General features: G+C 65.3%; 14 protein-coding genes. 7 read left to right on the forward strand and 7 right to left on the reverse strand.

Features of this window, described 5'->3' with window-relative positions:
• Window positions 1-3: 3 nt before the first annotated feature.
• The 4 genes from ASC94_RS18655 to ASC94_RS18670 are packed head-to-tail and all read right to left on the reverse strand — an operon-like array spanning window position 4 to window position 3,328.
• Entirely contained in the window at window positions 4-1,104 is a 1,101-nt protein-coding gene (locus tag ASC94_RS18655; protein WP_229417351.1) for an acyltransferase, read from the reverse strand.
• A 5-nt stretch (window positions 1,105-1,109) separates the two neighbouring features.
• On the reverse strand, window positions 1,110-1,904 hold the full coding sequence (locus tag ASC94_RS18660) for a BPSS1780 family membrane protein (RefSeq protein WP_056398506.1): 795 nt from the start codon (window positions 1,902-1,904) through the stop codon (window positions 1,110-1,112).
• 9 nt (window positions 1,905-1,913) lie between these two features.
• Window positions 1,914-2,870, reverse strand: a complete 957-nt coding sequence (locus ASC94_RS18665) for a homoserine kinase (RefSeq protein WP_056398509.1) — start codon at window positions 2,868-2,870, stop codon at window positions 1,914-1,916.
• A 59-nt stretch (window positions 2,871-2,929) separates the two neighbouring features.
• Window positions 2,930-3,328 (reverse strand): hypothetical protein, encoded by a 399-nt coding sequence (locus ASC94_RS18670; protein WP_229417334.1) that lies wholly within the window; start codon window positions 3,326-3,328, stop codon window positions 2,930-2,932.
• A gap of 139 nt (window positions 3,329-3,467) precedes the next feature.
• Between ASC94_RS18670 and polA the strand changes: the two genes are divergently transcribed.
• The 3 genes from polA to ASC94_RS18685 all read left to right on the forward strand — a co-directional run bounded on the left by polA (window position 3,468) and on the right by ASC94_RS18685 (window position 8,183).
• Entirely contained in the window at window positions 3,468-6,269 is a 2,802-nt protein-coding gene (polA, locus tag ASC94_RS18675) for a DNA polymerase I (RefSeq protein WP_056398512.1), read from the forward strand.
• Between the two features lie 134 nt (window positions 6,270-6,403).
• Window positions 6,404-7,288 carry a dienelactone hydrolase family protein gene (locus ASC94_RS18680; protein ID WP_056398514.1) on the forward strand — a complete coding sequence of 295 codons (885 nt, stop codon included), beginning with the start codon at window positions 6,404-6,406 and terminating at the stop codon, window positions 7,286-7,288.
• A gap of 142 nt (window positions 7,289-7,430) precedes the next feature.
• The gene (locus ASC94_RS18685) at window positions 7,431-8,183 is read left to right on the forward strand and encodes a ZIP family metal transporter (RefSeq protein WP_056398517.1); all 753 of its coding nucleotides are present in this window, start codon (window positions 7,431-7,433) and stop codon (window positions 8,181-8,183) included.
• A gap of 181 nt (window positions 8,184-8,364) precedes the next feature.
• Here ASC94_RS18685 and ASC94_RS18690 read toward each other — a convergent pair whose 3' ends face one another.
• The 3 genes from ASC94_RS18690 to ASC94_RS18700 are packed head-to-tail and all read right to left on the reverse strand — an operon-like array spanning window position 8,365 to window position 11,294.
• Window positions 8,365-9,216 carry a sulfurtransferase gene (locus tag ASC94_RS18690; protein ID WP_056398521.1) on the reverse strand — a complete coding sequence of 284 codons (852 nt, stop codon included), beginning with the start codon at window positions 9,214-9,216 and terminating at the stop codon, window positions 8,365-8,367.
• A gap of 20 nt (window positions 9,217-9,236) precedes the next feature.
• On the reverse strand, window positions 9,237-10,160 hold the full coding sequence (locus ASC94_RS18695) for a DMT family transporter (protein WP_056398523.1): 924 nt from the start codon (window positions 10,158-10,160) through the stop codon (window positions 9,237-9,239).
• A gap of 33 nt (window positions 10,161-10,193) precedes the next feature.
• A complete protein-coding gene (locus ASC94_RS18700; RefSeq protein ID WP_056398526.1) occupies window positions 10,194-11,294 on the reverse strand; it encodes an aromatic ring-hydroxylating dioxygenase subunit alpha in 1,101 nt (366 codons plus the stop codon).
• Between the two features lie 325 nt (window positions 11,295-11,619).
• Here ASC94_RS18700 and ASC94_RS18705 point away from each other — a divergent pair, with 325 nt between their 5' ends.
• Genes ASC94_RS18705 through ASC94_RS18720 form a run of 4 tightly spaced genes read left to right on the forward strand, consistent with a single transcriptional unit; the run spans window position 11,620 to window position 15,194 of the window.
• Complete coding sequence (locus ASC94_RS18705; RefSeq protein WP_056398529.1) at window positions 11,620-11,880, forward strand: exodeoxyribonuclease VII small subunit; 261 nt, start codon at window positions 11,620-11,622, stop codon at window positions 11,878-11,880.
• The gene (locus ASC94_RS18710) at window positions 11,877-12,770 is read left to right on the forward strand and encodes a polyprenyl synthetase family protein (protein ID WP_056398532.1); all 894 of its coding nucleotides are present in this window, start codon (window positions 11,877-11,879) and stop codon (window positions 12,768-12,770) included. The genes ASC94_RS18705 and ASC94_RS18710 overlap by 4 nt, the downstream gene beginning before the upstream one ends.
• Window positions 12,771-12,772: 2 nt before the next feature.
• Window positions 12,773-14,653: a 1-deoxy-D-xylulose-5-phosphate synthase gene (gene dxs / locus ASC94_RS18715; protein WP_056398535.1), complete on the forward strand. Its 1,881-nt coding sequence runs from the start codon at window positions 12,773-12,775 to the stop codon at window positions 14,651-14,653.
• A 13-nt stretch (window positions 14,654-14,666) separates the two neighbouring features.
• On the forward strand, window positions 14,667-15,194 hold the full coding sequence (locus ASC94_RS18720; RefSeq protein WP_056398537.1) for a gamma carbonic anhydrase family protein: 528 nt from the start codon (window positions 14,667-14,669) through the stop codon (window positions 15,192-15,194).
• Window positions 15,195-15,259: the final 65 nt, after the last annotated feature.

Genomic DNA, 15,259 nt, shown 5'->3' on the forward strand with positions numbered 1-15,259 from the left:
ACGCTAGGCCCGCAGAGCCGACTCGCCGGCCGGGCGGCGGGCGGCGAGCCAGCGCTGCGCCATTTTCATGGCGGGCGCTTCAACGTAGTGCCAGCTGAGCATGGCCAGGGGCGCGGCCAGCAGCAGCGACAGGGCCAGCAGCTGCAGGGCGGCTAGCTGCGGCAGCGCCGTCTTCAGCATCAGCATGATGGGCCAGTGGCACAGGTAGAGGCCGTAGGAGTAGTCGTGATGGCGCAGGTGCCGCCAGCCGCGCAGCTGCGCGCTCCCCGCCCACAGCGCGACGGCGCCGGCGGCCAGGGCGATGCCGAACCAAGTGAAGCTGTTGCCCGCCTGATCCGCTCCGCGCGTAAAATTTAACGCTACGAGGGTACAGGCGCTGGCCGCCTGCACGGGGCCGATGCGCAGTCGCGCCGCCAGCGTGCAGCACAGCATACCGGCCAGGAACATCGACCACAGCCGTTGTTCCCAAATGTAGTTGCCCGCCACGTCCGGAAACAGGCTGGCTGCCAGCAGCAGGAAGGCGGCCGTTCCCATCAGCCACTGCCGCAAGGGCAGGGCGGCGGCCACGCCCAGCAGGGCCACCATCACGTACATGCGGCCCTCCCAGTACAGAGTCCACAGCGAGCCGTTCAGCGACTGGCCACCCAGCACGCCGGCAATCTGCCATTCCGTGTCCGGTATCGCGTAGCGCAGGCCGTGCAGCGAGACATTGCCCAATATATATTGCCAAGTCGGCAGGCTGAACAGGCCGCCCGCGCCGGGACTTGAAAACCATAGCACTGCGGGGACGGTGGTCAGCAGCACCATTGCTATCAGGCCCGGCAGGATGCGGGCGGCGCGGCGCACCGCGAAGCGCAGCAGGTGCGGATCGTGCATCCAGCTGCGGGTGATGAAGAAGCCGCTGATCAGGAAGAACACGGCCACCATCAGGAGGCCAAGGTTGGTGACCGGCTTGAGCAGGCGGCTGACGGGGTCGTCGCCGGGAGAAACGGGCGCCAGCAGGTAGGCATGGTGGACCACCACGCCCAAGGCGGCAGCCAGCCGCACCAGGTTAAAACCGTTGTCGCGGGCTGCTGCCGCGTCAGCGAGGGTGCGCGGCGGCACCAGCGTCAAGGCGCATCTTCCGGGCGCACATCCCGCGGCGTGTCTTTTGCTGCAGCAGGGTTACCGAAGATCTGCCTATAGCTGGCGTAAAAGGCGCAGTGGAACAGCACCGAGAACAGCACCAGTACGATCTGCATCACCATTACCTGCAGGGTCGGACTGCGGCCGAAGACCAGGGTGACGATCTGTGTCAGCAGCAGCATCAGGCCGAACTGGCTGACGGCAAACACCACGAAGGTCTTGAAGGCGCGCAGCACGCCGAAGAAGCTGAAGAAGATGGCTTTGCCCACGCCCATGTTCTGGAAGTAGACCAGCGGCGCGGCAAAGCAGAAGGCCATGGCGGCAGGCAGGCCGATGGCCATGATCAGCATCAGCGAGCTGCCCAGGCTGGCATTGCGCGCCTCCGCGGAATCGTGCGCCACCTTGCCGGTGAGTAGCTTGACCAGCATGCCGTCGCTGGCCAGCGAGGCCAGGCCGATCGCCAGCGCAGCGGCCGACACGTACAGCAGCCCCACCGCCAGCAGCTTGGGGAAGGCCGGCTTGCGGAAGCCGGACAGCAACAGCGCCGGCATCACCCGCTTGCCCTGTTCCACGTCCGCGCAGCCCTGCATGAAGGCCACCGAGAAAGCCGGAATCAGCACGATGGCGGCCAGCTGCCCGACCAGCGGAATAATGCTGAGCACCAGGTTGAGCATGGCGTACAGCATGGCCAGCGAGGTCAGGCCGCCAGGCTGCTGCCTGAACAATTCAAAGCCCTGTTTGATCCAGAGCCAGCCGGTGCTTGCGGGGAGTTTGCCCATGTCGGTTTTTCAGTACAGTGCGGGTGCCGCAACGGCGATGCGCTCGCGCAGGATGCGTTCAAAGTGGGTGGGATCGTGCGGCGTGAGCATTTCCGCTTCGCGCGGCAGGTGCAGGTCGTACAGGCGCGAGAGCCAGAAGCGCAGGGCGCCGGCGCGCAGCATGGGCTGCCACGCGGTCTGCTCCGCTGCGGTGAAGGGGCGCACGGCGTGGTAGGCGTCCAGCATGGCGCGTACGCGCGCCGTGTCCAGCACGCCGGTGTCGAGGTCGATGCACCAGTCGTTGACCGTCACCGCCACGTCGAACAGCCAGCTATCGCAGCCAGCAAAGTAGAAGTCGAAGAAGCCGGTGAGCTTGTCGCCGTCGAACATCACGTTGTTGCGGAACAGGTCGGCGTGCACCGGGCCTTGCTGCAGCAGCTTGTAGGTGTCGCAGCCGTAGAACGCTTCCTGGAAATGCATCTCCGCGCGCAGCAGGTGGGCTTCGGCGTCGGACAAGAACGGCAGCACTTGCGGCGTGGCCCAGTTCCACCAGTCCAGGCCGCGCAGATTGGGCTGCTGCGCCGGGTAGTCCAGCGCGGCCACGTGCATTTTCGCCAGCATGGCGCCCACTTCGGCGCAATGCACCGGCTGCGGGTCCATCTGCGACTTGCCGACCAGCTTGGTGACGATGGAGGCGGGCTTGCCGTGCAAGGCCACCACCAGCTCGCCTTGCGCGTTGGCGACCGGGGCGGGCACGGCCACGCCGCGCTCGGCCAGGTGGCGCATCAGGTTCAAATAGAAGGGAAGCTGCTCGAAAGACAGGTTCTCAAAAATCGTGAGGACGTAGTCGCCGCTCTCGGTAGTGAGAAAGAAGTTGCTGTTTTCGATGCCGGAGGCGATGCCTTTGATCGCCACCGGTTTGCCGAGAGGAAATTGCGTGATCCACTGGCTGACGTCATCCAGGCTGACCGGGGTAAAAACTGCCATGAGAAGCGATTAAGTTGAATTAAGCTGCGGAAGCAAGAAGCTGCTGACTCAGCGCAGGCTCAGCGTTTGGCTGGCGGTGGCGGGGCGGGCGTGTCGTCGGCCGCCTCGTCTTCCTTCTGCTTGGTCTTCTTCTTGCCGATGTCGAATTCCATCACGGTCCACTGCGGGCCGCGGTTGGCCTGGCCGGCGGCGTCGCCGGGCAGGGCCGTGGTGCTGGTGGTGTTTTGCGCCTTGACGGTGTAGGTGCTGGGGCCGCTCTTGACCTTGGCCTCCGTCACCCGCCCGCCTTCGCGCTTTTCCGTGACCTTGCGTTCGTTGGCCGGCTTGGTGGTAACCGTGATCGGCGTATCAACTTCTTCGATTTTGTCGAGTTTGGGGGGCGCGGCCGAAGGCGTTTGTGCCTGGGCGACGCTGCTCAGGGCGAGAACGAGAACTGGCCAGATTATGGATGCACGCATGATGAATACCGCCCTGTTAGGTGAATTGCTAGTTTCTGTATGTGCCCATTGTAACAAACCGACACGGTTCCGGTTTTAAAATAGTCTGCGATAATGGCCGACTACTTAGTGATAACGCCGCAACGCTTAATTTTCTCATATGCAAAAGACCCTGCTGCTGGTTGACGGTTCCAGCTACCTCTACCGAGCCTTCCACGCGCTGCCCGACCTGCGCAGCCCGGACGGCCATCCGACCGGTGCCATGCACGGCATGGTCAACATGCTGCGCCGCCTGCGCGCCGATTTCCCCGCCGCCTACATTGCCTGCGTGTTCGACGCCAAGGGCAAGACCTTCCGCGACGATATGTATCCGGAATACAAGGCCACGCGCGCCTCCATGCCGGACGACCTGCGCCTGCAGATCGAGCCCATCCACGAGGCGGTGCGCGCCATGGGCTGGCCCATCCTGATGGTGGAGGGCGTGGAGGCGGACGACGTGATCGGCACCTTGTGCGTGGACGCGGTGAAGGCGGGCCTGGACGTGGTGGTGTCCACCGGCGACAAGGATCTGGCCCAGCTGGTCAACCCGCACGTCATGCTGATCAACACCATGACCAACGAGAAGATGGACGAGCCGGGCGTGCTGGCCAAGTTCGGCGTGCCGCCCAACCGCATCATCGATTACCTGACCCTGATCGGCGACACGGTCGACAACGTGCCTGGCGTGGCCAAGTGCGGCCCGAAAACCGCGCTCAAGTGGCTTACCGCCTACGATAGCCTGGACGGCGTGATGGCCAACGCGGACAAGATCACCGGCGCGGTCGGCGAGAACCTGCGCGCCGCGCTGCCCTGGCTGCCGAAGGGCCGCGAGCTGATCACCGTGAAGACCGACTGCGACCTGAGCGCGCACATGATGTCGATCTCGGAAACCCTGGTGGCGCGCGGCGAGGACAAGGAATCACTGCTGGCCTTCTTCTCGAAGTACGGCTTCAAGACGCTGCTGCGCGAACTGGGCGGCCTGACGCCGGCTGCGCCCATCGGCGCCGGCGGGGCGGGCGCGCCGTCCGCAGCCACCGGCGCAGGCGCAGCGGGCGCGCCGTCGGGCGCGATCGCCGCCGGCGGTGCGAATGGGGACTTGTTTGCCGCCGCACCGGCCAGCGTCAGCTACGAAACCGTGCTCACCGAGGCGGACCTGGACCGCTGGATTGCCCGTATCGAAGCGGCCGAACTGACGGCGGTGGACACCGAAACCACCTCGCTGGAGCCGATGACGGCGGAAATGGTGGGCATCTCGCTGGCCACCGAGCCGGGCCAGGCCTGCTACATCCCGGTGGCGCACCGCTACCAGGGCGTGCCGGAGCAGCTGAGCCGCGAACTGGTGCTGGAGAAGCTCAAGCCCTGGCTGGAGGACGGTTCCAAGCCCAAGGTCGGCCAGAACCTGAAGTACGACGCGCACATCTTCGCCAACCACGGCGTGGCGCTGCGCGGCATCGTGCACGACACGCTGCTGCAGTCCTACGTGTTTGAATCGCACCGCACCCATGACATGGACAGCCTGGCCCTGCGCCACCTGAACCACACCACGATTCCCTTCGTGGACGTGTGCGGCAAGGGCGCCAAGCAGATCACCTTCGACCAGGTGGAAATCGGCCGTGCCACCGAGTACGCGGCGGAAGACGCCGACATCACGCTGCGCCTGCACCTGGCCATGCACGGCAACGTCTCGTCCGACGACAAGCTGACCCACATCTACAGCAAGATCGAGCTGCCGACCGCCATCGTGCTGCAGAAGATCGAGCGCAACGGCGTGATGATCGACGCGGCCCTGCTCAAGACGCAGTCCGAGGAACTGGGCGCGCGCATCGTCGAGCTGGAAGCCAAGGCGCACGAGCTGGCCGAGCAGCCCTTCAACCTCGGCTCGCCCAAGCAGATCGGCGAAATCTTCTTCGAGAAGCTGAAGCTGCCGGTGGTGAAAAAGACCCCCAGCGGCGCCCCCTCCACCGACGAGGAAGTGCTGCAAAAGCTGGCCGAGGATTATCCGCTGCCGAAAGTGCTGCTGGAATACCGCGGCATGGCCAAGCTGAAGTCCACCTACACCGACAAGCTGCCGCTGATGATCAACAAGGCCACCGGCCGCGTGCACACCAATTACGCGCAGGCGGTGGCGGTGACGGGCCGCCTGGCCTCCAACGACCCGAACCTGCAGAACATCCCGATCCGCACGGCCGAAGGGCGCCGCATCCGCGAAGCCTTCGTGGCGCCGCCTGGCAGCCATATCGTCTCGGCCGACTATTCGCAGATCGAGCTGCGCATCATGGCGCACATCTCGGAAGACGAGAACATGCTGCGCGCGTTCGCCGAAGGCGAGGACATCCACCGCGCCACCGCCGCCGAGATCTTCGGCGTGGCGCCGGCCGAAGTCACCAGCGAGCAGCGGCGCTACGCCAAGGTGATCAACTTCGGCCTGATCTACGGCATGAGCGCCTTCGGCCTGGCCGCCAACCTGGGCATCGACCGCACCGCCGCGCAGAACTATATCGACCGCTACTTCGCGCGCTTCTCCGGCGTGAAGGCCTATATGGACGACACCCGCCTGCAGGCCAAGGCCAAGGGCTACGTGGAGACCGTGTTCGGCCGCCGCCTGTGGCTGCCCGAGATCAATTCGCCGAACGGCCCGCGCCGCCAGGGCGCCGAGCGCGCGGCGATCAACGCGCCGATGCAGGGCACGGCGGCCGACCTGATCAAGCTGGCCATGATCGCGGTGCAGGACTGGCTGGAGCAGGACGGCCTGAAAACCCGCATGATCATGCAGGTGCACGACGAACTGGTGCTGGAGGTGCCGGACGACGAGCTGGCGCTGGTGCGCGAAAAGCTGCCGCAGCTGATGGCCGGCGTGGCGCAGCTGAAGGTGCCGCTGCTGGCGGAGGTCGGCGTGGGCAAGAATTGGGAGGAGGCGCACTGACGGCGGGTTACGCGCTGCGCGCTAACCCGCCCTACGGTCCGCCGCCGCAACAGGGGGCCGTAGGGCGGGTTAGGCGCAGCCGTAACCCGCCGTGGTCCGCCGCACACTGTGACGTAACCACTGGAGGGAAACAGATGAAAGATTTGTTGAACGACGCGGCAAGCCTGAACGAAAAACACCTGAACGACGGCGTACCCCGCCGCGATTTCCTGAAAGTGGCGCTGGGCACCGGCTTCGCTGCCGCCGCGCTGCCGGTGATGGCGCAGAACGTCGTCAAGACCGACACCGAGGGCCTGACCGCCGGCACCGTCACGGTCACCGTGAACGGCACCGCCGTGCCGGTCTACCGCGCCCAGCCGGCCGGCAAGACCGGCCTGCCCGTGATCCTGGTGATCTCCGAAATCTTCGGCGTGCACGAGCATATCGCCGATGTGGCGCGCCGCTTCGCCAAGCTGGGCTACCTGGCGCTGGCGCCGGACCTGTTCGTGCGCCAGGGCGACGCCACCAAGGCGCCGTCGCAGGCCGAGCTGATGAAGAACATCGTCGGCAAGACGCCGGACAGCGAAGTGCTGGCCGACCTGGACGCCGTGGTGGCCTGGGCCAAGGCCAACGGCGGCAACACGGACAAGCTGGGCGTCACCGGCTTCTGCTGGGGCGGCCGTCAGACCTGGCTGTACGCCGCGCACAACCCGAACGTGAAGGCCGGCGTGGCCTGGTATGGCCGCGTGGTGGGCGAGAAAAGCGCCATCAGCCCCGTGCATCCGATCGACGTGGCCGACAAGATCAAGGCTCCCATACTGGGCCTGTACGGCGCCAAGGACACCGGCATCCCGGTGGAATCGCTGGACAAGCTGAAGGCGGCGCTGGCGGCGGCCGGCAACACCAAGTCCACCATCGTGGTCTACCCCAACTCGGGCCACGCCTTCCACGCCGACTACCGTCCCAGCTACAACGAAGCCGACGCCAAGGACGGTTTTGCGCGCGCCGTGGCCTGGTTCAAGGCCAATGGCGTTGCATAACTGAGCAGAAAATCGGGCCGGGCGGTAAAATGCCCGGTTTGCGCCGGCATCCAGGCGCGGAACGCGGCAGGCGCCGGGCCCCGGCTGCGTTCCCAGGCAGTGCTCAAGAGGCAATAAAATCGATTCCACACTCATCTCCATCCTGCTGGCCACCACTATCGGCGGCGTGATCAGCCTGACGGCCGCGGCCATCTTCTCGTTTACCCTGCTGTCCAAGGTGGTCGAGCGCATGGTCAGCCTGTCGGTGGGCATCATGCTGTCCACGTCGCTGCTGCACGCGCTGCCGGAAGCGTTCGAGTCGAGTGCCGACCCGCGCACCCTGTTTGCCACCCTGCTGGGCGGGCTGCTGGCTTTCTTCATGCTGGAAAAGCTGGCCATCCTGCGCCATTCGCACCACCACGAGCACGACGGCCACCACCACCACCATGGGCACGACAAGCGCGAGGCGGGCAAGGCGGGCTGGATGATCCTGGTGGGCGACGGCATGCACAACTTCACCGACGGCATCCTGATCGCGGCGGCCTTCCTGGCCGACCCGGGCCTGGGCCTGGTGACCGGCCTGGCCATCATCGCGCACGAGATCCCGCAGGAGATCGGCGACTTCATCGTGCTGCTCAACGCGGGCTTCTCGCGCACGCGGGCCTATGTCTACAATCTGCTGTGCAGCATGATGGCGATCGCCGGCGGCCTGCTGGGCTACTACACGCTGGACCAGGCCAGCAACCTGATTCCCTACGTGCTGGTGTTCGCCTCGTCGGGCTTCATCTACATCGCCGTGAGCGACCTGATGCCGCAGATGCAGCGCCGCGCCACGCTGCGCGAAACCATCCCCCAGGTGCTGCTGATCGCCGCCGGCGTGGCGATCGTGCTGTTCCTCACCGCCCACCGCCACTAAGCGCCGCCAGGCCGCCTTGTGGCCGCGCAAACCGCGCGCGCCGGCCTTGGGCGCCTGGCGGAACTGTGCGAGCGCACGCCCCTGGAAACCCTGTATTTCGTTCAGCGGGACGGGTTCGACGAGACTGAAGACAGCATCCGTGAAACCCTGCTAGCCGAGCCCGTGGCGCCAGCGGGACTGATCAGGCGCCGGTGGCGACCGGGCGGGCCGGGTTGGCGCACCATTCGCTCCAGGAACCGGGGTACAGCGAGGCGCCGTGCAGGCCCGCCACTTCCATTGCCAGCAGGTTGTGGCAGGCCGTGACGCCCGAGCCGCATTGCATGATGGCGGTGCCCGGGTTGCTCAGCAGCGGCGCGAATTCCTGCTTCAGCTGCGGTCCCGGCTTGAAGCGCCCGTCCGGCAGCAGGTTGTCCTTGAAGAAGCGGTTTTTGGCGCCCGGGATATGGCCGCCCACCGGATCGATGGTTTCGTTCTCGCCGCGGAAACGGTCCGGCGCGCGTGCGTCCAGCACGGTGCGGCGGTGGGTGCTCAGATTTTCCACCACGTCCGCCACACTCGCGGTATGCGCCAGGCTGGGGCGCTCGGTGATGTGGCCGCGCGCGCGCTGCGCCACCGGCGTCACCAGCGGCAGGCCCTGCGACTGCCACGCGGCCAGGCCGCCGTCCAGCACCGCTACGGCCGGGTGGCCGATCCAGCGCAGCAGCCACCACACACGCGCCGCGAACATGCCGCCGTGCGCGTCGTAGGCCACCACTTGCGTGTTGTCGTTGATGCCCCAGCCACGCAGCGTGTCGATCAGCGCGCCGCGCTCGGGCAGCGGATGGCGGCCCGTGAACTGCGCACCCGGCGCTGCCTTGGCGCCGGACAGGTCGTCGTCGATGCTGGCGAACTGCGCGTTCTGGATGTGGCCGATGGCGTAGCCGTCGCGGCCCGCGTTCGGATTCATCAGGTCATGGCGGCAGTCCAGGATGACCCAGTCCGGGTCGGTCAGGTGCTGCGCGAGGTCGGCGGCGTTGATCAGGGTGGTGTGCATGGCGCTCCTCTACTGGTTTTTTACACTTCGCTGGCGATCGGATCGGTGGTGGCAATGGCCTTGCCGCGCTCCGTACTGCGGGTATTGTAAAACGTTGCGGCCACGCCGGAGGCGAGAATGACGGCAATGCCCAGCCAGCTGTGCCAGTCGAAGGAATCGCTGAACACCACCACGCCCCAGAAGCTGGAAAACACGATGCCGGTGTACTGCAGGTTGGCCACCACCAGCGTCTTGCCGACCCGGTAGGCGCGCGTCATGGCCATCTGGGCGGCGGTGGCGGACAGGCCGATCCCCAGCAGCAGGAAGAATTTATACCACGTGTCGACCGCATGCCAGACCACCGGCCCGGCGCCCGCTTCCAGGATATTGCCGCCCACGCCGGCCAGCAGGTTGCCGATCGAGAAATAGAACACCACGCGGTATTCGGGCTCGCCGGCCAGGCCCAGCTTGCGCACCTGCATATAGGCCATGGCCGACAGCATGCTGGAGATCAGCGCCACCAGCGCGGGACGGAACTGGTTGGAATCGAAGGCCGGCTGCAGCAGCAGCGTGACGCCGACAAAGCTCATGAACACGGCCAGGATCAGTGGCCACTCGACGCGGTTCTTGGCGTGCCACCAGCCGTGCATGAACAGCCATAGCGCGATCCAGATGGGCGCCATGTAGTTCAGCGTCATGGCGGTGGCCAGGGGCAGGTTGGCGATGGCGTAGAACCACAGCCAGAGGGAGACCACGCCAATGAAGCCGCGCCACAGGTGGGCCAGCGGCATGGTGGTCTTGAAGCTGCCGCCCTGGAGGCGGATCATGCAGAACAGGACTGAAACCCCGATCACGCCCCGGCACAGCACAATCTCGGAGGTAGTGTAGATTTCCGAGGCCAGTTTCACGCAAACGCCCATGGCGGCGAACATGAAACTGGCGAACAACATCCAAAGCGATTGCATTACATTCCTGTTTCTGCCGCCCTGGCGGCTGGGTTACAAGGCTACTTTACTGCGGTACCACTCGTGGAAGTGCTGCATGCCGTCTTCCATCGGCGACTGGTAGGGCCCGGCGTCGGTTTCGCCGCGCTGCATCAGGATCTTGCGGCCGGCGTCCATGCGCAGGGCGATTTCATCGTCCTCCACGCAGGTTTCCATGTAGGCCGCGCGCTCGGCGTCGACAAAGTCGCGCTCGAACAGCACGATTTCCTCGGGATAGTAGAACTCCACCACGTTGCGGGTCTTCTGCGGGCCGTCCGGCCACAGGGTGGACACCACCAGCACGTGCGGATACCACTCGACCATGATGTTGGGGTACAGCGTGAGCCAGATGGCGCCGAATTCCGGCGGCTCGCCGCCGCGGAACTTGAGCACCTGCTCGTGCCATTTCTGGTAGACCGGCGAGCCGGACTTGCGCAGGCTGCGGTTTACGCCCACGGTCTGCACGCTGTAGTCGGCGCCGAATTCCCAGCGCAGGTCTTCACAGTTGACGAAGCCGCCCAGGCCGGGGTGGAAGGGCTCGACGTGGTAGTCCTCCAGGTAGACCTCGATGAAGGTCTTCCAGTTGTAGTCGCACTGGTGCACTTCCACGTGGTCGAACATATAGCCGCTGAAGTCCAGGTCCTTGGAGACCGACATCTGCTTGAGCTTTTCCATGACGTTGTAGCCGTTCTGTTCGAACAGCAGGCCGTTCCAGCTTTGCAGCCCGGTCTTGGGCAGGTTCAGGCAGGGCGTCTCGGGGAAGTGCGGCGCGCCGATCAGCTCCCCCTTCAAGTCATAGGTCCAGCGGTGCAGCGGGCACACGATGGTATTGCTGTTGCCGCGCCCATTGAACATGAGCGCCTGGCGGTGACGGCAGACGTTGGACAGGAGCTCAAGGCCATTGGCGTTGCGCACCAGCATGCGCCCTTCGTTTTCGGAAACAAGGGTCGCAAAGTCACCGGCGTTCGGCACCATCAGTTCATGCCCGACATAGCGCGGGCCTGGCTTAAACAGTTGCTGCATTTCACGCTGCAGTAGCGTTTCGTCAAAATAGACGTTAACCGGAAGTTGCGCGTTGGAGCGCGCTAGCTTGGCGTGGGTAGCCAGATCGGACATCCCAACCCCCCTTAATTAATGTGCCGCAAACCAAGAAGAGACAGAATCCGTAAAGACCTGAATTCAATTTTTGAAACGGTATTTCGGACAGAACCGGAGATTATACCGTGAAACGCCTATATTAGACCGGCTTTCCTGAGGAATCATTCACCCCTGCGCCCAATTGCCGCGCCGACAGGGTAGACTTGTTTGCAACGGTGTAAGTGCCGGTGGCGCTTGTGCTGGACTGTTAATTCCACTGCATTGGTTGGTTTGATCTAAAATAACGGGCTACACTGGGCTGGCGGCCCCCGAACGCCGCCTGGCCTTACCGATTTGAGTGCATATGTCTAAGAAATTGAATGCTGAATCCGCGAGTGCGCTGCCGGCCCCCGCTTCCTTCGAGGAAGCGATGGCGGAGCTTGCGCAACTGGTAACGCAAATGGAAGCGGGCCAGCTGCCGCTGGAAGCGTCGGTTGCGGCCTACGCGCGCGGTTCGGAACTGGTGAAATACTGCGCCGGCCAGCTCGACAAGGTGGAAGCCCAGGTCAAGGTGCTGGAAGGCGGCATGCTCAAGCCGTTCAACGACACCGAGGAGCTGGCATGAGCGCCTTCCACGACTGGATGAAGACCATCCAGGCCGGCATGGAGCAGGACATGGGCGGATACCTGCCTGCCGCCGGCGCCGTGCCCGCCAAGCTGCATGACGCCATGCGCTACGCCCTGCTGGGCGGCGGCAAGCGCGTGCGCCCGCTGCTGGTGTACGCGGCCGGCGCGCTGTTCGGCGCGGACGCCGCTGTGCTCAGCCGCGCCGCCGCCGCCGTTGAAATGATCCACGCCTATTCCCTGGTGCACGACGACATGCCCTGCATGGACGACGACGCACTGCGCCGCGGCAAGCCGACCGTGCACGTTGCCTACGACGAGGCCACCGCGCTGCTGGTCGGCGACGCGCTGCAGTCGCAGGCCTTCCTGGTGCTGGCCGACGCTGCCGGCGCAGCGCTGCCGCCGGCGCGCCTGGCGGCCATGCTGCGCCTGCTGGCGCACGCGTCCGGCTCGGCCGGCATGTGCGGCGGCCAGGCCATCGACCTGGACAGCGTGGGCCTCAGCCTGACGCTGGAACAGCTCGAACGCATGCACCAGCTCAAGACGGGCGCCTTGCTGCGCGCGTCCGTGGTGCTGGGCGCGCTGGCCGGCAAGGACCTGGACGGCGCCGAACTGGCCGCCCTGGACGATTACGCGCGCGCCATCGGCCTGGCTTTCCAGGTGGTGGACGACGTGCTGGACGCCACCGCCGATTCGGCCACGCTGGGCAAAACCGCCGGCAAGGACGCGGCCGACAACAAGCCGACCTATGTGTCCATCCTGGGCCTGGAACCGTCGCGCGCGCTGGCGGAAAAATTGCGGCTCGACGCGCACGCAGCGCTCGCGCCGTTTGGAGAAAAAGCTCTGCGGTTACGCGAACTCGCGGATCTGATCGTGCAGCGGAAGGCATAAGAATGAACTTGCTAGACAATATCAATGACCCGGCGGACCTGCGCAAGCTGCCGCGCACCCAGCTCACGCCGCTGGCGCACGAACTGCGCAACTACCTGCTCGATTCCGTGTCCAAGACCGGCGGCCACCTGTCGTCCAACCTGGGCACGGTGGAGCTGACCGTCGCGTTGCACTACGTCTTCAACACGCCGCACGATCGCATCGTGTGGGACGTGGGCCACCAGACCTACACCCACAAGATCCTGACCGGCCGCCGCAACAAGATGCATACGCTGCGCCAGCTGGACGGCATCTCGGGCTTCCCGCGCCGCGTGGAAAGCGACTACGACACCTTCGGCACGGCGCACTCCTCGACCTCGATTTCGGCCGCACTGGGCATGGCGCAGGCGGCCAAGATCAAGGGCGAGCACCGCCACGCCATCGCCGTCATCGGCGACGGCTCCATGACCGCCGGCATGGCCTTCGAGGCCCTCAACAACGCCGGCGTGCAGGACGACGTGAACCTGCTGGTGATCCTGAACGACAACGACATGTCGATCTCGCCGCCGGTGGGCGCGCTGAACCGCTACCTGGCGCGCCTGATGTCGGGCCAGTTCTACGCGGCCGCCAAGAACGTCGGCAAGCAGGTGCTGCCCGGCCCCGTGCTGGAGCTGGCCAAGCGTTTCGAGGAACACGCTAAGGGCATGGTGGTCCCGGCCACCATGTTCGAGGAGTTCGGCTTCAATTACATCGGCCCGATCGACGGCCACGACCTCGATTCGCTGATCCCGACGCTGGAAAACATCAAGAAGCTCAAGGGCCCGCAGTTCCTGCACGTGGTGACCAAGAAGGGCCAGGGCTATAAGCTGGCCGAGGCCGAGCCGGTGCTGTACCACGGCACGCCGAAATTTAATCCGGCCGAAGGCATCAAGCCTGCCCCGGCCGGCAAGATCACCTACACCGAAGTGTTCGGCAACTGGCTGTGCGACATGGCCAAGGCCGACAAGCGCCTGGTGGGCATCACGCCGGCCATGCGCGAAGGCTCGGGCATGGTGCGCTTCGAGCAGGAATACCCGGACCGCTATTTCGACGTCGGCATCGCCGAGCAGCACTCGGTCACCTTCGGCGCCGGCCTTGCCTGCGAAGGCCTCAAGCCGGTGGTGGCGATCTACTCCACCTTCCTGCAGCGCGGCTACGACCAGATGATCCACGACGTGGCGCTGCAAAACCTGGACGTGACGTTTGCGCTGGACCGCGCGGGACTGGTGGGTGCCGACGGCGCCACCCACGCCGGCAATTACGACCTGGCGTTCATGCGCTGCATTCCTAACATGGTGGTGATGGCGGCCTCGGACGAAAACGAATGCCGCCAGATGCTCACCACCGGCTACCAGTACCCGGGCCCTGCCGCGATCCGCTATCCGCGCGGCGCGGGCATCGGCGCGGCCATCGATCCGGCGCTGTCGGCCATCGAAATCGGCAAGGGCGAGATCAAGCGCAAGGGCGAAAAGATCGCCATCCTGGCTTTCGGTTCGATGGTGGCGCCATCGGTGGCGGCGGGCGCCCAGCTGGACGCCACCGTGGCCAATATGCGCTTCGTCAAGCCGCTGGACGTGGCGCTGGTGAAGCAGCTGGCCGCCGAACACGACTACCTGGTGACGGTGGAAGAGGGCTGCATCATGGGCGGCGCCGGTTCGGCCGTGGCGGAAGCGCTGGCCGAGGAAGGCATCGTCAAGCCGGTGCTGATGCTGGGCCTGCCGGACAAGTTCATCGACCATGGCGACCCGGCCAAGCTGCTGGCCAGCGTGGGCCTGGATGCGGCCGGCATCGCCGCCTCCATCAGGGCGCGCTTCGGCGCCGACGCCGCCGGCGAGCCGCGCCTGGTGGTGGTCAACAAGGGCTGAGGGTAAGCGCACCATGCCAGTCAGTTCCTACCTCGACACCGCGCCCGAGCTGGGCGAGGGCGTTTACCTGCACGACACCGCGCAAGTGATCGGCGACGTGCGCATCGGCCGCGATTCCTCCGTGTGGTGCAACACCGTGCTGCGCGGGGACGTGAACCGCATCACCATCGGCGAGTGCAGCAATGTGCAGGACTTCGCCATGGGCCACGTGTCGCACAAGAACGCGGCCAAGCCGGACGGCTCACCGCTCAAGATCGGCAACTACGTCACCGTCGGCCACTCGGTGATCCTGCACGGCTGCGAGATCGGCGACGAGTGCCTGATCGGCATGGGCTCCATCGTCATGGACGACGTGGTGGTGAAAAAGCACGTCATGATCGGCGCGGGCAGCCTGGTATCGCCCGGCAAGGTGCTGGAAAGCGGTTACCTGTACGTTGGCCGCCCGGTCAAGCGCGTGCGCAAGCTCAGCGACGAAGAAATCGCCTACCTGAAGTATTCGGCCGAACACTACGTCCGCGTCAAAAACAACCACGCGAAGTAAGTCCGCCTTGCGGCGGCGCATGCGCTCTCCTATATTGGTATAAACGATTTATGCCAATGTGGGGA

Origin of the sequence: Massilia sp. Root418, from assembly GCF_001425265.1 — a bacterium.
Taxonomy (GTDB): Bacteria; Pseudomonadota; Gammaproteobacteria; order Burkholderiales; family Burkholderiaceae_D; genus Rugamonas.